At 70.6% G+C, this 18,477-nt stretch carries 18 protein-coding genes and 2 tRNA genes; 7 read left to right on the plus strand and 13 right to left on the minus strand.

Features of this window, described 5'->3' with window-relative positions:
- Window positions 1-6 precede the first annotated feature (6 nt).
- Both ACX1D1_RS11275 and ACX1D1_RS11280 read left to right on the plus strand, forming a co-directional pair.
- Entirely contained in the window at window positions 7-402 is a 396-nt protein-coding gene (locus ACX1D1_RS11275; RefSeq protein ID WP_459054621.1) for a (R)-mandelonitrile lyase, read from the plus strand.
- 15 nt (window positions 403-417) lie between these two features.
- Window positions 418-1,005, plus strand: coding sequence for a sugar O-acetyltransferase (locus ACX1D1_RS11280; protein WP_459054622.1), 588 nt, complete (start codon window positions 418-420; stop codon window positions 1,003-1,005).
- A 130-nt stretch (window positions 1,006-1,135) separates the two neighbouring features.
- Here ACX1D1_RS11280 and ACX1D1_RS11285 read toward each other — a convergent pair whose 3' ends face one another.
- Entirely contained in the window at window positions 1,136-2,062 is a 927-nt protein-coding gene (locus ACX1D1_RS11285) for a LysR family transcriptional regulator (protein ID WP_459054623.1), read from the minus strand.
- A gap of 70 nt (window positions 2,063-2,132) precedes the next feature.
- On the opposite strand from ACX1D1_RS11285, the gene ACX1D1_RS11290 reads away from it, so the two are divergent.
- Window positions 2,133-3,128, plus strand: a complete 996-nt coding sequence (locus ACX1D1_RS11290) for a YeiH family protein (RefSeq protein ID WP_459054624.1) — start codon at window positions 2,133-2,135, stop codon at window positions 3,126-3,128.
- A gap of 24 nt (window positions 3,129-3,152) precedes the next feature.
- Here the strand turns inward: ACX1D1_RS11290 and ACX1D1_RS11295 are convergent, their stop codons facing one another.
- The 4 genes from ACX1D1_RS11295 to leuC all read right to left on the minus strand — a co-directional run bounded on the left by ACX1D1_RS11295 (window position 3,153) and on the right by leuC (window position 7,467).
- The gene (locus tag ACX1D1_RS11295; RefSeq protein WP_459054625.1) at window positions 3,153-3,743 is read right to left on the minus strand and encodes a GNAT family N-acetyltransferase; all 591 of its coding nucleotides are present in this window, start codon (window positions 3,741-3,743) and stop codon (window positions 3,153-3,155) included.
- 161 nt (window positions 3,744-3,904) lie between these two features.
- The gene (locus ACX1D1_RS11300) at window positions 3,905-5,173 is read right to left on the minus strand and encodes an MFS transporter (RefSeq protein WP_459054626.1); all 1,269 of its coding nucleotides are present in this window, start codon (window positions 5,171-5,173) and stop codon (window positions 3,905-3,907) included.
- 270 nt (window positions 5,174-5,443) lie between these two features.
- Window positions 5,444-6,058: a 3-isopropylmalate dehydratase small subunit gene (gene leuD / locus ACX1D1_RS11305; RefSeq protein ID WP_459054627.1), complete on the minus strand. Its 615-nt coding sequence runs from the start codon at window positions 6,056-6,058 to the stop codon at window positions 5,444-5,446.
- A 2-nt stretch (window positions 6,059-6,060) separates the two neighbouring features.
- Window positions 6,061-7,467, minus strand: coding sequence for a 3-isopropylmalate dehydratase large subunit (gene leuC, locus ACX1D1_RS11310; RefSeq protein WP_459054628.1), 1,407 nt, complete (start codon window positions 7,465-7,467; stop codon window positions 6,061-6,063).
- 107 nt (window positions 7,468-7,574) lie between these two features.
- Between leuC and ACX1D1_RS11315 the strand changes: the two genes are divergently transcribed.
- Window positions 7,575-8,300: an IclR family transcriptional regulator gene (locus tag ACX1D1_RS11315; RefSeq protein WP_459054629.1), complete on the plus strand. Its 726-nt coding sequence runs from the start codon at window positions 7,575-7,577 to the stop codon at window positions 8,298-8,300.
- A gap of 57 nt (window positions 8,301-8,357) precedes the next feature.
- Here the strand turns inward: ACX1D1_RS11315 and ACX1D1_RS11320 are convergent.
- A tRNA-Glu gene (locus ACX1D1_RS11320) sits at window positions 8,358-8,433 on the minus strand.
- A 28-nt stretch (window positions 8,434-8,461) separates the two neighbouring features.
- Window positions 8,462-8,533, minus strand: a tRNA-Gln gene (locus ACX1D1_RS11325).
- 345 nt (window positions 8,534-8,878) lie between these two features.
- Here ACX1D1_RS11325 and ACX1D1_RS11330 point away from each other — a divergent pair.
- Window positions 8,879-9,730, plus strand: coding sequence for an endonuclease domain-containing protein (locus ACX1D1_RS11330; protein ID WP_459054630.1), 852 nt, complete (start codon window positions 8,879-8,881; stop codon window positions 9,728-9,730).
- 264 nt (window positions 9,731-9,994) lie between these two features.
- Here the strand turns inward: ACX1D1_RS11330 and ACX1D1_RS11335 are convergent, their stop codons facing one another.
- From ACX1D1_RS11335 to cimA, 3 genes are read right to left on the minus strand one after another with little or no spacing between them, the layout of a single operon-like run.
- Window positions 9,995-10,921 (minus strand): CPBP family intramembrane glutamic endopeptidase, encoded by a 927-nt coding sequence (locus ACX1D1_RS11335; protein WP_459054631.1) that lies wholly within the window; start codon window positions 10,919-10,921, stop codon window positions 9,995-9,997.
- Window positions 10,918-11,721, minus strand: a complete 804-nt coding sequence (locus ACX1D1_RS11340; RefSeq protein ID WP_182783958.1) for a fumarylacetoacetate hydrolase family protein — start codon at window positions 11,719-11,721, stop codon at window positions 10,918-10,920. Before ACX1D1_RS11340 ends, ACX1D1_RS11335 begins: the two co-directional genes overlap by 4 nt.
- Before the next feature lie 20 nt (window positions 11,722-11,741).
- On the minus strand, window positions 11,742-13,325 hold the full coding sequence (gene cimA, locus ACX1D1_RS11345) for a citramalate synthase (RefSeq protein WP_182783956.1): 1,584 nt from the start codon (window positions 13,323-13,325) through the stop codon (window positions 11,742-11,744).
- A 130-nt stretch (window positions 13,326-13,455) separates the two neighbouring features.
- Between cimA and ACX1D1_RS11350 the strand changes: the two genes are divergently transcribed.
- Entirely contained in the window at window positions 13,456-14,511 is a 1,056-nt protein-coding gene (locus tag ACX1D1_RS11350) for a 3-isopropylmalate dehydrogenase (protein WP_182783954.1), read from the plus strand.
- Between the two features lie 18 nt (window positions 14,512-14,529).
- On the opposite strand, the gene ACX1D1_RS11355 is transcribed toward ACX1D1_RS11350, so the two are convergent.
- From ACX1D1_RS11355 to ACX1D1_RS11365, 3 genes are all read right to left on the minus strand, one after another.
- Window positions 14,530-14,796, minus strand: coding sequence for an HPr family phosphocarrier protein (locus ACX1D1_RS11355; RefSeq protein WP_459054632.1), 267 nt, complete (start codon window positions 14,794-14,796; stop codon window positions 14,530-14,532).
- A 37-nt stretch (window positions 14,797-14,833) separates the two neighbouring features.
- On the minus strand, window positions 14,834-15,820 hold the full coding sequence (locus tag ACX1D1_RS11360; protein ID WP_459054633.1) for a 1-phosphofructokinase family hexose kinase: 987 nt from the start codon (window positions 15,818-15,820) through the stop codon (window positions 14,834-14,836).
- Between the two features lie 85 nt (window positions 15,821-15,905).
- Entirely contained in the window at window positions 15,906-16,676 is a 771-nt protein-coding gene (locus tag ACX1D1_RS11365) for a DeoR/GlpR family DNA-binding transcription regulator (protein ID WP_459054634.1), read from the minus strand.
- Between the two features lie 127 nt (window positions 16,677-16,803).
- Here ACX1D1_RS11365 and ptsP point away from each other — a divergent pair, with 127 nt between their 5' ends.
- Window positions 16,804-18,468 (plus strand): phosphoenolpyruvate--protein phosphotransferase, encoded by a 1,665-nt coding sequence (ptsP, locus tag ACX1D1_RS11370; RefSeq protein ID WP_182783947.1) that lies wholly within the window; start codon window positions 16,804-16,806, stop codon window positions 18,466-18,468.
- Window positions 18,469-18,477 lie beyond the last annotated feature (9 nt).

The following is an 18,477-nucleotide window of genomic DNA, read 5'->3' on the forward strand; positions in this document are numbered from 1 at the left end:
TCCCCCATGAGGATCACCCACAGCGGCGGCCAGACAACCCCAGGATCCACGGACTGGTTCACCGGCACCGTGTTCCTCGATGCCATCCGCACCCCGGACGAGCAGTCGGCCGTCGGCTCCGCCCACGTCCGGTTCGCCCCGGGCGCGAGGACCGCCTGGCACCGCCACCCCAAGGGGCAGACGCTGTACGTCACCGACGGGATCGGGTACGTCGCGCGGCGCGGCGGCGAGGTGCAGGAGATCCGCCCCGGCGACGTGGTCTACATCGAGCCGAACGAGGAGCATTGGCACGGCGCCACGTCGGACCGGTTCATGGCGCACGTCGCCATCCACGAGGCCGACGATCAGGGCGTGACCGTGACTTGGCTTGAGCACGTCACCGACGACGAGTACAGCGCCTGACAGGACGGTGAGCCCATGGAAATGCAGGACTTCCTCGCCCACGTCCAACGCCGGCAGCTCATTGAGAGCGGCTCGGAGCTCCACCGATTCATGATCGGGGCCTCGGAGGAGGCGCTGAGGATCACCGCGGAGCTCAACAACGCGTACGGGTCCGCCGACGAGGTGCGCGCGCTCCTGTCGCGGCTGACCGGCCGCCCCGTGGACGAGTCGGTCATGGTTTTCCCGCCGTTCTACAGCGAGTTCGGCAGGAACCTCACTCTGGGCAAGCGTGTCTTCATCAACATGGGGTGCCGATTCCAGGACACCGGCGGCATCACCATCGGCGACGACACCCTCATCGGGCACGGCTGCACCTTCACCACCATCAACCACGCGATGGACCCAGACCGCCGCGGAGACATGGTCCCCGCGCCGATCGTCGTCGGCCGCAAGGTCTGGTTCGGCGCGAGCGTGACGGTCGTCCCGGGGGTGACCATCGGCGACGGCGCGGTGATCGGTGCCGGCTCGGTCGTCACGAAGGACGTGGAGCCGGACATGATCGTCGCGGGCGTCCCGGCGAGACCCATCCGCCCCACCGGATTCCGCACCACCACCGCTCCCTGAGGGCCCCACCGCCGAAGGCGCGTGGGCGTCTCGAAGGGTCGTAACCCAACCAACTGACAATCAGTCTCGCTCGATGGAGCGAGCCACGACCCTTCGCATCGGGCCACGCCGCTACGCGGGCAGCCCTCCTTCAGGGACCGGTGGAGGTCTGCGTTGACGCGGCCACGTCGACCAGGCGCCCGGCGACGCCGCGCGGCGGTGCGCCCATCCACACGGCGCGCAGCTCGCGCTCGATCTGTCCACCCTCGACGGGGACCGCGAGCACTCTGCCGTCCATGAGCGCGCCGCGGACGGCGTGGTTGCTCAACACGGCGGGGCCGAGCCCGGCGGCAACCGCGGCCACGATGGCGGCGTTGCTCGACAACTGCGCCACCGGCGTGGCCCGCGCCGACACCCCCGCGGACGCGGCCGCCCGGTCCAGGAAGCGACGGGTCCCCGAGCCGGGCTCCCGCTCGACCAGCGGAGTGGCGGCCAACTCCGAGACCGTCAGCGCCCCGCGACGCTCGGCCCACGGGTGCTCCGGCGGGATGATCACCATCAGCCGGTCGCGGCCCACCAGCCGGCTCGACACGTCGTCGGGCACGTCCGGCGACTCGACGAACCCGACCGCCACCCGCGCGTGACGCACCGCCTCGATCACCGCGTCGGAGTTGAGGATCTCCAGCGAGACGGCGGCGTCGGGGTGCGCGCGCCGCAGCGCGGCGAGCCACACGGGCGCCAGGTACTCGGCGATCGTCATGCTCGCCGCCACCGTCACCGCTCCCCCGGCGCTGGCCGTCACCGCGCCGGCGCCCGCCATGAGCCGGTCCATGGCTTCGACCACCTCCCGCGCCCAGCCCACCACCAGCGCGCCCTCGGGGGTGACGTCGGAGCCTGCTGCGCTGCGGTGCACGACGGCGAACCCGAGCCGTCGCTCCAGCCCGGCCAGGGCGCGGCTCGCGTTGGACTGTGCCATGCCGATCTCCCTGGCCGCGGCACCCAGCGACCCCTGCTCGGCGACGGCGACCAGCAGCCGCAGGGCCGGGAGCCCTGGCTCATCGGGCGGGAGGACGGTCATATCGCGATCATATGGGTTGCTGTCCCGATCGGGTTACCGTCGCGCGGCCGATCCGGCGCACGGTAGAGCGGTGAACTTCCTCCGCGCCGTCGCCCCTGGGCTGGCCGCCTGCCTGGCGGCCGCGGTCGCGTCGGTTGCGGTGAACAGGGTGGTGCCGATCGCCAGCCCATTGCTGGTGGCGATCCTCGCCGGGGTCGCCTGGCGGACGGCGCGCGTCACGACGGCGGGGTGGGCGCCGGGTGTCGCGCTGGCGGGCCGACACCTGCTGCGGGCGGGGATCGTCCTGCTGGGGCTGCAGGTGTCGCTGCTGACGGTGGCCGGGCTCGGGCCCGCGACCCTGGCCCTCGTCGCGACGGCGGTAGGCGTCACCTTCGCGGCCACCGCCTGGCTGGGACGACGCCTCGGGCTGGGCGCCGAGCAGTCGCTGCTGGTGGCCGCAGGGTTCTCGATCTGCGGGGCGGCCGCGGTCGCGGCAGCAGAGGGTGTGACCGACTCCGACGACGAGGAGGTGGCCACCGCCGTGGCGCTGGTGGTGGTGTTCGGCACCGGGATGATCGTGGCGCTGCCGCTGCTGGCCGCGCTCCTCGGCCTGACGCCCACCGGGGCCGGGGTGTGGATCGGCGCCTCAACCCACGAGGTGGCGCAGGTGGTCGCCGCCGCCGGCCTGGTGGGAGCCGAGGCGCTGGCGGTGGCGGTCACGGTCAAGCTCGCCCGGGTGGCGCTGCTGGCGCCGGTGATGGGGGTGCTCGCCCTCCGGGAGCGACGGCGCCTCCGGCGGCTGCCCGGGGGGAGCGGCGACGTGCGGCTGCCTCCCGCGCTCCCGCTGTTCGTCGTCGGCTTCCTCGCGGCCATGGCCGCGCGGACGACGGGGCTCATCCCCGAGCCCGCGCTCGCCGTTCTGGGCCACGCGCAGCAACTGTTGCTCGCGGCGGCGATGTTCGCCCTGGGGCTCGGGGTGGACCTGCGCGCCTTGGCCACCGTCGGGCGCAAACCACTGCTGCTGGGCGCCGCCGCGACCCTCCTCATCGGCGCCATCGGCCTGGCGGGAGCGGTCGCGATCGGCTAGCCACGCCGTCGACGATCAGGGACGTCAGCGGCAGTCGAGGAGGTGATGGAGATGGCGTCGCACGGCGGGCCAGTCGCCGTCGGTGATCGAGTACTGCGCGGTGTCGGTCACTTCCCCGGTGCGCAGGATGCGGTCCTTGCGGATGCGCCCCTCGAACACGGCCCCGAGTCGTTCGATCGCCCGTCGCGACTGATGATTGAACCACGTCGCCCGGAGGCACACACGCCGGCAGCCCCACTGCTCGAAGGCGTGGGTCAGCATCAGCAACTTCGCTTCCCTGTTCGTGCCCGTACCGTGCGCCGACGCCGCCTGCCAGGTATAGCCGATCTCCACTGCGGGCACCGAGGGGAGGGGGTTGCAGAAGGTCGTCACCCCGATCAGCCGACCGTCGTCCAGCCTGCGGATGGCGAACGGCAGCATCAGCCCACGGTCCCCCTGCTCGAGTTTGGCAGCGACATCCGCCGCCATCTCGCCGGGCGCGGGGGCGGAGGTGTACCACAGGTCGTGGATGCGGCCGTCCTGGACCGCCTCGCGCAACCCATCGACGTGCGCGTCGCTGAGGGGCTCCAGCCTGACCAGGCGACCACTGAGAGTCGTTGCGTCGAGGATCGTCATGGTCAACACCTACCACGCCACGGCCGAGACCCGCGCGCCCGTCCGCACGAGCCGACGGCGGCGAGCAGCACCTGTCCAACCCTCTTGCCCGCGGCGGTCGGGCGCGATCGGGACCCTTCACATGGACTGCATGGGCTCGCCGGCGCGGGTTCAGCTGGCGGTCACCGTTGCACGACCGGCGCTGTCGCCGGCGAGAGCTTCATCGCACCGAGCCAGGCCGCAGCCGCCCCCATCGCCGCCAGAGCGGGAATGAGCAGGAACGCGGTGTGCACGCCCGCGGCGTCGGCGAGCACGCCGAGCAGGAACGGCACCACGCCGACGGCGGTGCCCAGCGCCACCATGACCAACCCCTGGGCGGCATCCTTGGACCCGCGCGCGGTGGAGAGCATGATGCTGGACGCGAACGGGTACAGCAGTCCGCAGCCCATCCCGGACACCGCAAGCCCCAGGATCGCAACCGGCGGCACCGTCGCCAACCACAGCGCCAGCCAGCCGACGGCGGTGACGCCGAAGGCGACAATCACCAGCAGGCTTGGTGGGTACCGGGCAGTGAACCACCACGAGATCAACCGCGAAGTCGCCATGCCCCCGATGAACGCGGCCACCGCCGCCGCGGCCACGGCCGTCCCCGCGCCGGTGCGCTCGGTCATCAGAGGGAGCGCCCAGAACGTTGTCGCGTTCTCGATCGCCACCCCCATCAGCATGGCCAGCAGGAACCACCAGCCGGCGGCGGGCAGCTGGTCCAGTGAACGCCGCAGGACACCAGTCCTCTCCGCGCCGCGAGGAGGATCGGCACGGGTCGGCCCGGACTGACCACGTGGCGTCATCGCACGCGACGCCGGCATTCGCAGCCAGACGACGGCCATGACCACACTCATCGGCACCGTCACCAGGACCACGGGGCGCCAGCCGAAGCCCGCCGCCACACCCGCACCGACCGCCACCGGGCCCAGCAGACCCACCAGCGTCCCGAGGCCGTTCGCCGTGGTGACGGCGTCGGCCGGCTTGAGCCAATGGTGGACGACGAGCCCGGCCTGGGCCGCCGCGATCGCCATGTTGCCCCCGACGGCGAGCACCACCGTTGCGCTCAAGGTCGCGGGCAGGGTCGACAACACCGTCAGCCCAACCCCGCCCGACGCGACCAGGCCCGCTCCCAGCAGGATCGCCCCGCGTCGACCGAGCGCTCTGACGACGGGGGCCAGGACCATGCCCGCCAGCGCCGTCCCGATCGCCAGCGCGGTCCCGTGCAGACCGATTTCCGCGGCGCTGAAGCTTAACTCGCCGCCCAGAATCTGGATCACCGGACCGAATGAGTAGAGCAACCATCCCCACAGCAGGAACGCGCCGTACATCCCGCGGCTGAAGCGGTCGAACCGAGCCGGCGCCGACGGGTCGTCACGAGGGGCCGACGCATCGTCAGGGGAGGTCACTGTCACAGTGTAGGGACCTCAGCGTTGGACCCGCCTCGCGCGCCGGGTGGTCGGGTGTCGATGAGCCGCGCCGCCGTCGTATGCGTCAGTGGGCTCGCGGAATATGCGACACACGCAACCCAGCCGGCCATGGCGTGGCGGAGCCTGGCCACCTGCGTTCCCGACACCCCGAAGGCCGCCGGTGAGCGAGTGAGAGTCCCAGGGAGAAGCACGACGGCAGCAGAGGTTCCCGAGGGAACCCGTGCTGCCGTCGAGTGGAATCAGCGAGCGTCAGGCGACGGTGTCGGCCGTCCGCACCGGGAGGGTCTTCGGCTTGAACGACGGCCGGGTCGCCTCGTAGGCGGAGATGGAGTCCGACTGCATCAGGGTCAGCGAGATGTCGTCGAGGCCGTTGAGCAGGCGATGCTTGGTGTACTCGTCGATCTCGAAGCTCACCACCACGTCGCCGCGGGTGATCGTCTGGCTGGGCAGGTCCACCGTGGTGGGCACGTTCGGGTCCGCGTCGATGGCGTCCCACAGCCGGTCACGGTCCTCCTCGGAGACGAGAGCCACGAGCAGGCCGGCCTTGCCCGAGTTCGAGCGGAAGATGTCGCCGAAGCGGGTGCCCACGATCACCGTGAAGCCGTAGTTCTGCAGCGCCCACACCGCGTGCTCGCGCGACGAGCCGGTGCCGAAGTCCGGGCCGGGGATCAGGATGGTGCCGGCCTTGAACGGTTCCTGGTTGAGCACGAACTCGGGGTCGTTGCGCCACGCGGCGAACAGTCCGTCCTCGAAGCCGGTGCGGGTGATCCGCTTGAGGTACACCGCCGGGATGATCTGGTCGGTGTCGACGTTGGAGCGGCGCAGCGGGACGGCGACGCCGGTGTGGTTGACGAAGGGTTCCATGATCAGCGTCCAATCAGGTCAGCGGGGGCGGCCAGGTGGCCGACGATGGCGGTGGCGGCGGCGACGGGCGGCGAGACGAGGTGCGTGCGGCCCCCCTTGCCCTGCCGGCCCTCGAAGTTGCGGTTCGACGTCGACGCGGCGCGCTCGCCCGGGGCCAACTGGTCCGGATTCATGCCGAGGCACATCGAGCAGCCGGCGGCGCGCCACTCGGCGCCGAAGTCCAGGAAGATCTTGTCCAAGCCCTCGGCCTCGGCCTGCAGGCGCACCCGGGCCGAGCCCGGCACCACGAGCATGCGCACGCCGTCGGCGATGTGCTGGCCCTCCAGGATGGAGGCGGCCAGGCGCAGGTCCTCGATGCGGCCGTTGGTGCAGGAGCCCAGGAATACGGTGTCGACGGTGATGTCGCGCATCGGGGTGCCGGGGGTCAGCGCCATGTACTCGAGCGCACGCCTGGCGGTGGCCTGCTCCACCTCGGACTCGAAGTCCTCCGGCGCCGGCACCACGCTGCCCAAGGGCACGCCGTGGCCGGGGTTGGTGCCCCAGGTGACGAACGGGGTGAGCTGCGTGGCGTCGATGTCCACCTCCACGTCGAACGTGGCGTCGTCGTCGGTGCGCAGCGTCTTCCAGTACTCGACGGCGGCGTCCCAGTCCTCGCCCTCCGGGGCGTGGGGGCGGCCCTTCAGGTAGGCGAAGGTGGTCTCGTCGGGGGCCATCATGCCGGCCTTGGCGCCCCACTCGATGGACATGTTGCAGATGGTCATGCGACCCTCCATCGAGAGCGCCTCGACGGTGGAGCCGCGGTACTCGACGATGTAGCCCTGGCCGCCGCCGGTCCCCACCTTGGCGATCAGCGCCAGGACGACGTCCTTGGCGGTGACGCCGTCGGGCAGTTCGCCGTTGATGTTGACCGCCATGGTTTGCGGCTTCTTCTGCGGCAGCGTCTGGGTGGCCAGCACGTGCTCGACCTCGGAGGTGCCGATGCCGAAGGCCAGCGCGCCGAACGCGCCATGGGTGGAGGTGTGCGAGTCGCCGCAGACGATGGTCATGCCGGGCTGGGTGACGCCCAGCTGCGGGCCGATGATGTGCACCACGCCCTGGTCGCGGTCACCCAACGAGTGGATGCGGATGCCGAACTCCGCCGCGTTCTTGCGGAGCGTGTCCACCTGGGTGCGCGAGACCGGGTCCGCGATCGGCAGGTCGATGTTGAGCGTGGGAGTGTTGTGGTCCTCGGTGGCCAGCGTCAGGTCCGGGCGGCGGACGGGGCGGCCGGCCAGGCGCAGGCCGTCGAAGGCCTGCGGGCTGGTCACCTCGTGGACCAGGTGAAGGTCGATGTAGAGCAGGTCAGGCTCCCCCTCCACCGCGCGGACGACGTGCGCGTCCCATACCTTCTCGCTCAGGGTCTTGCCCATGGCTCCTCTTCTCAAACATTCGGCGTGGAAATCTGTCGCCAAGTATGACCCGCAACACGCCCACCACCGGTTTGCATGTCCACATAGTGGATTGATAATCTCACCATATGGACGACACAAGTGGCGTTGGCGTACTCGACAAGGCGGCCTCGGTTCTCGCAGCCCTGGAGCGCAATCCCCTCACCCTGGCGGGCCTCGTGACCGCCACAGGGTTGGCGCGCCCGACGGCGCACCGGCTCGCGGTGGCACTCGAACATCACCGCCTCGTCGGTCGAGACCTGCAGGGGCGCTTCGTCCTCGGGCCGCGGCTGATCGAGCTGGCCGAGTCCGCCGGCGAGGATCCCCTGCTGGCCACCGCCGGCCCCATCCTGACCAGGCTGCGCGACATCACAGGCGAGTCGGTGCAGATGTTCCGCCGCCAGGGTGACATGCGCATCTGCGTGGCCTCCGTCGAGCGCCCCACCGGCCTCCGCGACACCGTCGCCGTCGGCGCCCAGCTGTCCATGACGGCCGGATCTGCGGCGCAGGTCCTGCTGGCCTGGGAGGAGCCGGAGAAGCTCGAGAAGCTCCTCGACGGCGCCTCGTTCACCCTGACCACCCTGCAGTCCGTCCGACGGCGGGGCTGGGCCCAGTCGGTGGCCGAGCGGGAGGCGGGGGTGGCGTCCGTGTCCGCCCCGGTGCTGGCGCCGTCGGGCAAGCTGATCGCGGCCGTGTCGGTGTCCGGGCCCATCGAGAGGCTGACCCGCTCGCCCGGGCGGCTGCATGCACCGGCGGTGTTGGCCGCGGCCGAGCGGCTGAGTGAGGTGCTGCGTCGCAGCGGAACCCCCGAGTAGTCGGAACCGCCTGAGACGCAGGAATCCCCCAGCCGCATGCGACTGGGGGATTCCTGGTGGTAGCCCCGACGGGATTCGAACCCGCGCTACCGCCTTGAGAGGGCGGCGTGCTAGGCCGCTACACAACGGGGCCCTAGCGAGAAGGATTTTAACACCTTCCGCAGGGGTACTAGGACTCGAACCTAGACTGACGGAACCAGAATCCGGCGGGCTGCCAATTACCCCATACCCCTGTGCGCCCGGTCACCCGAGCACGAAGATGAACCCTACACGATGGCTTCGGCGCCCCGCAAACCGACTCACTCGTCGCTCCGGCCGCCCGCCCCTGGGAGACAGCCCCGCATGGCCCGCCCCGTTGAATGTCGCGGCCGTCGCCGTCGCCGGGGGCTGCCTCGCCCCGGCCTGTGGATGGTGTTGAGCAAATGGCAGGGGTCACGGAACCCCGCACGCTCAGGCTGAGCGCGGGCGGCGCCGTGACCCGTGCCATTTGCTCAACCCCTACCCAGCCGCGGACCCAGTTATCCACAGGGGCGCGATAGGCCCTTGGCGGCGAGGCTTGGCTTGCGCAGACTGAACGAATGGATCCTGACGTCTCCCGCGCTGTCACCGACGGCGTGGTCACTGCCCGCCTCGCCCCACGCAAGGCTCGCGCGCTCAATTCCTACGCCCACCGCGGTCAGCTTGAGCGGCTTCTGCCCGGCGTCTACGGCCGGCCCGGCGCCGGGGAGACGACGGAGGGGAGGCTTCGGGCGATCAAAGCCTACGGCGACGATATGGCCGTGATCGGGCGCAGCGCTGCGGCGCTGACATTCTGGCCCGAAATCGAACAGTCCGAGTCGCTTGAGGTTGCCTGCGCCAGAGCGATCACCCCGGGCTACGGTCTTCGCATGGAACAACGGCTCATCCCCGTTGAACTCCTGACGCGACGTGACGGCGTTCTGTGCACCGTGCCGGCGCTGACGGTTCTGGATCTCATACCCGATCTGGAAGCGGAGCCAATCCAGGAGGCACTCCGACGTCGGGCGTGCACCCTGAAACAGATGAAGCACGCGCTGTCACTGACCCCCCACCGTCGCGGCAACAAGCTCAGACGCGATCTCCTCGCACAATCTGCAGACTCGCCCTGGTCCCCACTTGAGTTGTCAGCGCACGCCGCGCTACGCGGCGCCGGCATCACGGGCTGGCGGTCAAATCTGCCCGTCTTCGTTGGCGGGCGGAAGTACTACGTCGATGCCGGGTTCCGCGAGAAGAAGATCGCGTTGGAGTTCGACGGCTACGCCTTCCACAGCTCTCAGGACGCCTTCCACGCCGACCGTCTTCGCGACATCGCCCTGATCAAGGCGGGCTGGCTCGTGGTCCACTTCACGGAGAAGAGCCTCCCGACGCTCGTTGAGACCACCCTGAGTCTGATCGCTCTGCGGTCCACCTGATAGCGCGCGTCCGTCTCGGGGCGACGCGCTCCCCGGCTCTTGCGTTGAGCAAATGGCAGGGGTCACGGAACCCCGCACGCTCAGGCTGAGCGCGGGCGGCGCCGTGACCCGTGCCATTTGCTCAACTCGCCACCAGCCCAGCCACAAGCCACATCTGCAAGGAGGCGCCGGCCACCGCGACGGCGGCGCCAGGGGGCGACCGTGGCGTCAAGGGGCGACCGTTGCGTCAGGGGGCGACCGTGGCGCCAAGGGGTGACAGTGGCGTCAAGGGGTGACGGTGGCGACTCGCAGCCGACGCCCCAACCACCACGCCGCGACACCGAACGCCGCGAACGCCGCGACATTCCAGCCCGCCTCAGCCCACGTGATGGTGGTCACGCCGCGCAACTCCGCCACCGACATGGTGAACATCGCATACCCGTACGCCGCGACATTGTTGACCACGTGGGCCGCGATCCCCGCCTCCAGACCCCCGGTGACCACCACCAACGCCCCCGCCACCAGCCCGAACGCCAGCCGGTGCGCGAACAGGGCCGGGCTCTGCACCCCGTGCAGCAGCGCGAAGATCAACGCGGATCCGACGACGCCCGCCCACGCCCGGCCGGTGGCCGATCCGATCACCTGCAGCAGGTAGCCCCGGAAGAACACCTCCTCCGCCGCCGCCTGCAGCGGCGAGGTGACCGCCACCACCAGCAGGAACCACACCCAGCCGTCCTGGCCGTCGTGAAAGACCGGCATGTCGCCCACGAGGAACGAGGCCCACGTGAACGCGTTGAGGATCACCGCCGCCACCACCAGCGACATCGCCAGATAGCGCCATCTGAGTCCTGGCTGGACCGAGGCCAGCCAGCGGGGCCGCACGCCGTGGACGTAGCGCACCAGCAGGATCGACAAGGGGATGAGCGCAGCCAACGCCAGGTGACCGGCAGCCGGTCCCTCCGGCAGCTCATACGCCGTGGCCGCCCGCTCGTAGGCCGCGTAGTCCCCACCGCCCCGCAGCAGGAAGCCCAGGCGAAGCACGACGGCGGACACAGCAGGCACCACCAGCGCGAACGCGCTGAACGCGAGCAGCGCACCAAACACTGTGATCGGCACCGTGAATCCCCGGCGCCGCAGCGCCAGCGGGTAGCTCAATCCCGACGGCGGGTCCTGCGGCTCGCCGGCCAGCAACAGCAGCGGGGGCTGGGTCACGCGTCCGCGACGGGGTTGCTCAGCACGCCCAGGCCGTCGATCTCCACGCTGACCCGGTCTCCCGGCTCCATCGAACCCACGCCCGCCGGCGTGCCGGTGAGGATCAGGTCGCCCGGAAGGAGCGTGGTGAACGACGTGATGTAGCTGACGAGCTCGACGATGCCACGCACCATCTGCGCTGTGGAGCCCTGCTGGCGCACCTCGTCGCCGAGGCGGGTCTCGATGGTGAGGTGTTCGGCCTCCTCGACGGTGAGGTGCGTGTTGACCCAGGGGCCGAGCGGGAGGAACGTATCTGACCCCTTCGCCCGGGCCCACTGACCATCGGTGGCCTGCCAGTCCCGCGCGGTGACGTCGTTGGCGATGGTGTAGCCGAAGATGACCTCCGGCACGCGCTCGGCGGGCACCTCCTTGCAGATCCGCCCGATCACGATCGCCAGCTCGCCCTCGAAGTGGAGGTTCTCGCAGCCCGCGGGGCGGATGATGGTGTCGTCGGGCCCGATCACGGAGGTGTTGGGCTTGAAGAACAGCAGCGGCGATTCGGGCACCTCGCCGCCCATCTCCTTGGCGTGGTCCGCGTAGTTCTTGCCCACCCCGACGATCTTGCTGCGCGGGATGACCGGCGCGAGCAGGCGCACGTCGACGAGGTCGTGGCGCTCCCCTGTGTAGTTGACCGCGAGCCCGGCGAGCGGATCGTTGGTCAACGCGGCGATGGTGTCGGGGTGATCTCCCCCGTCAACAGCGAGTTCGATGATCCCGTAGGTGGGGTCCTGGCCATCCTTGACGAAACGTGCGATGCGCATGGCCCCCAGCGTAGTGGAGGCTAGGCGGGCGGCAGATGCGTGAGGATGCCGTAGGCCAGGGAGTCCATCAGCGCCTCCCAGGAGGCCTCGATGACGTTGGTGCCCACCCCCACCGTCGTCCAGGTGAAGCCGTTGTAGGAGGTGTCGATCAGGGTGCGCACCGAAGCGTCGGTGCCGTGCCCCTCGTCGAGGATCCGCACCCGGTAGTCGGTCAGCTCGAACTCGGCCACTGCCGGGAAGGGCATCGCGAGCGCCTGACGCAGCGCGCCGTCGAGCGCGTTGACGGGGCCGTTGCCCTCGCCCACCACCATGTGCCGCTCGCCCTTGGCGGTGAGCTTGACGGTGGCCTCGGAGATGTTGACCCCGTCGCGCTCCTCGGTGAACACGCGCCACGACTGGACCTGGAACGGCAGCGCGAGGATGCCGAGCTCGTCGCGCAGCAGCATCTCGAAGGACGCGTCGGCGGACTCGTAGGAGTAGCCCTCGTTCTCCCTGGCCTTGACCCGCTCCGTGATGGAGGCCGCCAGCGCGCGATCCTCAAGGTCGAAGCCCAGCTGCTCGCCCTTGATCTGGATGTTGGCGCGGCCGGCCATGTCGGAGATCAGCATCCTCATGTCGTTGCCCACCAGCGACGGGTCGATGTGCTGGTAGAGGTTCTCGTCCACCCTGATGGCGGAGGCGTGCAGCCCCGCCTTATGGGCGAAGCTCGAATGCCCCACGTAGGGCTGGCGACCCACCAGCGGCTGATGCGCCACCAGCGCGATGGCGTGGGCAACGCGGGTCAGCTCCGCGAGCTGCTCGGGGGGCAGCACGTCCCAGCCGTACTTCAGCTGCAGGTTGGGGATGAGCGCTGACAGGTCCGCGTTGCCGGTGCGCTCCCCGTATCCGTTGAACGTGCCCTGCACGTGCATGACACCGGCCTCGACGGCGGCCAGGGTGTTGGCGACGGCGCAGGCGGTGTCGTTGTGGCAGTGGACACCCAGGTTGGCCCCGGTGGCGGCTGCGGCCTCGATGATCTCCCCCATCCAGCTGGGCAACATGCCTCCGTTGGTGTCGCAGAGCACCACCACCTCGGCGCCGGCGTCGTGGGCCGTCTGGACCACCTGGATGGCGTACTCGGGATTGGCACGGTAGCCGTCGAAGAAGTGTTCGCAGTCCACGAACACCCGCTTGCCCTGCGAGCGGAGGTACTGCACGGTGTCGGTGACCATCTCGAGGTTCTCCTCGAGCGTGGTGCGCAAGGCCCGGTACACGTGTTCGTCGTGCGACTTGGCGACGATGCAGATGAAGTCCGTGTCCGCGTCGACCAGCGCCCGGGTCAGCGCGTCCTCGGCCGCCTTCGCCCCGGCCTTGCGGGTGGCGCCGAACGCCACCAGCTGGGAGCGCTTCAGGTTGAGCTCCTTGGCGCGGACGAAGAACTCGGTGTCGTTGGGGTTGGCGCCCGGCCAACCCCCCTCGATGAAGGTGACGCCCAGCTCGTCGAGGTAGCCCGCGATCTTCAGCTTGTCCTGCACCGACAGGTGCAGGCCCTCCTGCTGCGCGCCGTCGCGCAGTGAGGTGTCGAAGACGTGGAACTCGGCCGGTCGGGTCGGCAGCATCGGCATTGATCTCTCCCAGGGGTGGTCAGTCAGAGCGAAGGATACCCCGCGCGGGCGGACCCGCCCCGTCTCAGCCAGTGGACGGGCACGCCCCATCCCTTCCCGGCCCAAAGCGCCAAGCCGTAGGGTCCTGCCCATGACTCAGACCAGCACCATCGCCGTCATCGGCGGCGACGGCATCGGCCCCGAGGTGACCGCCGAGGCGCTCAAGGCCCTCACCGCCGTCGCCGGCGCAGATGCCTTCGACTTCGTCCACTACGACCTGGGCGCCGAGCGCTGGCAGCGCACCGGCGAGGTGCTCCCGGACTCCGTGCTGGAAGAGCTCAAGGGCGTGGACGCCATCGTGCTGGGCGCGGTCGGCGCGGCCCCGGGGTCGAAGGCGATCCCGAGCGGGCTTCTCGAGCGCGGCCTGCTGCTCAAGCTGCGGTTCGCCTTCGATCACGCGATCAACCTCCGCCCCTCCAAGCTCTACCCGGGAGTGCCCACTCCCCTGGCCCCCCGCATCGTCGAGGGCAAAACCGTTGACTTCGTCGTCGTCCGCGAGGGAACCGAGGGTCTGTACTGCGGCAACGGCGGGGCGGTGCGCGTCGGCACCCCGCACGAGCTGGCCACGGAGGTCTCCGTCAACACGGCCTACGGCGTGGAGCGGGTCGTCCGCGACGCCTACCGCCGCGCCCAGGCGCGTCGGGGCCAGCTCACGCTGCTGCACAAGCACAACGTGCTGGTCAACGCCGGCACCCTGTGGAACCGCATCTTCACCGAGGTCGGCGAGGAGTTCCCGGACGTGGAGCGCAGGTACCTGCACATCGATGCGGCGATGATCGCCATGGTGGTGGACCCCAGTCAGTTCGACGTCATCGTCACCGACAACCTGTTCGGCGACATCGTCACGGACCTGGCTGCCGCGGTCACCGGGGGCATCGGGCTGGCCGCGTCGGCCAACATCAACCCCAGCGGCGAGTTCCCGTCGATGTTCGAGCCCGTGCACGGATCGGCCCCCGACATCGCGGGTCAGGGCATCGCGGATCCCACCGCGGCCATCTCGTCGATGGCGCTCCTGTTGGACCACCTGGGCCGGCCGGAGCTGTCGGCACGGATCGACGAGGCGGTCAGCGCCGACATCACCGAGCGGGGCTCCGCGAGGCTGCGCACCACCGAGATCGGCGACCGGATCGCGGCACGCCTCTCCTGAGGCTCACCCGACGGGGTCTCAGGCGTCGAGGTCCTGCTCGATCAGCGCTGCGATCTTCTCGACCGCCTCAGCGTTGTCAGACTCGACGGTGACCTCCGCGCCTGCGCCGGCACCCAGGGTCATGATCATGAGGCTGGAGGCGGCGTCCACCCCATCCTCGGCGGGTGTTCCGGCGAGCCTGATGAGGATGTCGTCGTCGTAGGCCCCGGCCGCCTGGGCGACGAGGGCCGCGGGACGGGCATGGAGGCCGACGGAGGAGCCGACGGTGACGGTCTTGCTTGCCATGATGGTGTCCTTCTGGTGTGGGTGAGCCCGCGGCTGGTCAGCCGAGGGCGATGACGTCGACCTGACCGGTCGTCAGATCTGCAGGGGTGGGCAGGGTGGTTCCCGGGAGCGCAGCGGCTGCCGAGCCGTAGGCGACGGAGGTGGCGAGGCACTGGGCGGGGTCGGCCCCGCGGATGTCGGCCAGAATGAAGCCGGCCACTGACGAGTCGCCGGCCCCCACCGTGCTCCGCACGCTGATCCGCGGCGCACGCGCGAACCAGGCGCCGCCGCCGGTGACCAGTACGGCACCCGACCCGCCGAGGGTGACCAGGACGGCGCGGATCCCGCGCTCCTGCAGACTGCGGGCCGCCGCGACAATCCCGTCCAGCTCTCCACGCTCCGCGGCCGCCTCGAACTCCTCCGGGCTGCCACCGGTCAGCTGGGCCAGCTCTTCGGCGTTGGGCTTGATGAGATCGATCGGTGCGTCGAGCGACGCCACCAGCGCGTCGAGCGCTGGGCCTGAGGTGTCGACGGCGATTCGGCAGCCGAGCCCGGAGAGCCTCCCCACCAGGCTCGCGTACCAGTGGTCCGGGGCTCCGGGCGGGAGCGACCCGGCCAGCGCCACCCAGGCCGCGCCCCGTGCGACGTCGACCAGCGAGTCCGCCGCCACCTCCAGGTGTGCCGCGGTCAGCAGTGGCCCGGGCTCGTTGAGTTTCGTGGTGGTGCCGTCAGGCTCGGTGACTGTGGTGTTCATCCGCACCCGACGTCCGTCGTCGAGCGACTGCCCGAGCACGGTCAGCGGCGGCTCGGCGTGTTCTGCCAGCGTGCGGAATCCGCGATCCAGTGCCGCGGCCACGACGGTCACGGGCAGCCCTGCTGCACTCAACACCCGCGCAACGTTGACGCCCTTGCCCGCCGCCTGCTCCGTCACGCCGCTGGCCCGGAGCAGCTGGCCCCGCAGCAGGGGGCCGTCGAGGGTCAGCGTGCGGTCGATACTGGGGTTGGCCGTGAATGTGACCACTCTGCGTGCGACGTCGTCGACCATGCTGTCCGCTCCCTCGAGGCTCTGCTTACCTCCGTTTATATCCCAATTTGACTCACAAAGCAAGGTAAACCGACATAAACAAACATTAACCCGCCACGTCGACCCGGAGTTCGAGCGCCTCCAGTGCGGCCCGCGATGCCGGGGCCAGACGGGTATCCGTCACCAGCGCGTCGACGTCCCCGAGCTCCGCGAACCGGACCAGATAGTCAGCCCCGAACTTGGTGGCGTCGGCCAGCACGTACACCTCGCGGGCAGCCCGCACCATGGCCTGCTTGACGGCGGCCTCGGCCGGATCGGGCGTCGAGAACCCGTGCTCGGCGGAGAACCCGTTGGCCCCGAGGAAGGCGACGTCCACCCGCAGCCGGGCCAGCGCGGCGTGGGCCTCAGCCCCGACGGTGGCCTGGGTGAGTCCGCGCACCTGCCCCCCGAGCAGCAGCACCTCCACGTCCCCGCGGTCCGCGAGCGCCCCGGCAGTGGGTACGGAGTTGGTGACCACGGTGGAGACCCACGCCGGTAGGAGCGCGCTCAGCTTGGCCGTGGTGGTGCCGGCGTCCAGCAGGACGGTCAGCTCGTCGCGCTGCGGGAGCAGCGAGACGGCATGGGCGGCGATGGCGAGCTTCTCGTCCTGCGACGTCGCCTCCCGTTGGCCCACCGGGGCCTCGGCCAGCCACAGCTTGTCCGAGGGCACGGCCCCACCGTGGACGCGGCTCAGCAGCCCACGCGCGGCCAGGGCGTCGAGGTCGCGCCTGATCGTCTCGGGCGTCACACCGAAGCGCACGGCCAGGTCGGCCACGGCCACCCGGCCCAGGCCCCTCGCAAGCGTCACGATGTCGTGCTGGCGCTCTTCGGCGTACATCCGACCCCTTCCTCGGGGCTCGCCCCGTTTCCAACATGATCAAACGGGGCCGAACCTGTGTTTATGTTGACTTCATGGTCCCTGCAGGCGACGATAGTCATAACTACCCCCTCATTGTGGAGGAACCATGGAATCGAAGTCCCTTCGCGGCACCGGTGTCGTCGGCGGCATCGCCTACGCGCCCGCCCTCTGGCCCCGCCCCGCCATCCCAGCGCCCCCACCCCGCGGCACCCTCCCCGAGGATGCTCGGGAGCAGGAGGCCGAGCGCTTCGCCGCGGCGGTGGCCGCCGTCGCCCAACGGTTCGACGAGCGCGCCAGCGCGGTCACCGGCGTCTCGTCCGAGGTCCTCACCGCCACGGCCGCACTGGTCCGGGACCGCGGATGGGTGCGCGCCGCGCGCAAGCTCATCACCGCCGGGACCCCGGCCGAGGAGGCCGCCGGCACCGCGATCGAGGGGTTCGTGACCCAACTCGTCCAGCTGGGCGGCCTGATGGCCGAACGGGCGACGGATCTGCGCGACATCCGCAACCGCGTGCTCGCCGAGCTGTTGGGGCTCCCCGAGCCGGGCATCCCCACCCCCTCGTCGCCCGTCATCCTGTGCGCGGAGGATCTCGCCCCCGCGGACACCGCCGGCCTCGACCCAGCGCTCATCACCGCGCTCGTCACCCGGCTCGGTGGCCCCACCAGCCACACCGCGATCATCGCCAGGCAGCTCGGCATCCCCTGCATCGTCGCCGCGGCGGAGCTTGACTCGGTCCCCGAGGGGGCCCCCCTGCTGGTAGACGGCACCTCGGGGTTCATCACCGTGCACCCCGACCCGGACGAGGCCACCGAGCTGATGAACCGGGACCGGGAGCTCCGGGCACTCACGGCCACCTGGCAGGGCCCCGCCCGGACCTCCGACGGCGTCAGCGTGCAACTGCTCGCCAACGTGCAGGACGGCGCCGCCGCGCGCACGGCCGCCGGCTCGGAGGCGGAGGGCGTGGGCCTGTTCAGGACCGAGCTGTGCTTCCTCACCGCCCAGACCGAGCCCAGCGTCGAGGAGCAGGCCCGCATCTACGGAGAGGTCTTCGCCGCGTTCGCAGGCCGCAAGGTAGTGGTGCGCACGCTCGACGCCGGTTCCGACAAGCCGGTGCCGTTCGCCAACCACGAGGATGAAGCCAATCCCTCGCTCGGCGTGCGGGGCATCCGCCTCGGCTGGACCAACCCGGGGCTGGTGGAACGCCAACTGGACGCGATCGCGCTCGCCGCCGCCGGGGCCGGCGTGGCGGAGGCGTGGGTGATGGCCCCCATGGTGGCCACCGTCGACGAGGCCTTCGAGTTCTCAGCCCTCTGCCGGGCCCGCGGCCTGAAGCCGGGCATCATGGTGGAGGTCCCCTCGGTAGCGCTCCTGGCGGACCGCTTCCTCGCCGAGGTGGACTTCTTCTCCATCGGCACCAACGACCTGACCCAGTACGCGATGGCCGCGGACCGGATGGCCAGCGCCCTGGCCCAGCTCACCGACCCCTGGCAGCCCGCCGTGCTGCGGCTCGTCCAGTTCGCCGCCGAGGCCGGGCTGGCCGTCGGCAAGCCGGTGGGGGTGTGCGGGGAGGCAGCTGCGGATCCGCTGCTCGCCTGCGTTCTGGTGGGGCTGGGAGTCACGTCTCTGTCGATGGCCGCCACGGCGATCCCGTCGGTGGGGGTGCGCCTCGGCAGCGTCACGCTGGACCAGTGCCGCGAGGCCGCCGAGCGCATCGTCGGCACCCGCAACGCACGCGACGCGAAGGAGCTGGCGCTCGCGCTGCTGGGCTGAGGGCGCACA

The sequence above is a fragment of the Tessaracoccus luoxuelianae genome (assembly GCF_054483915.1).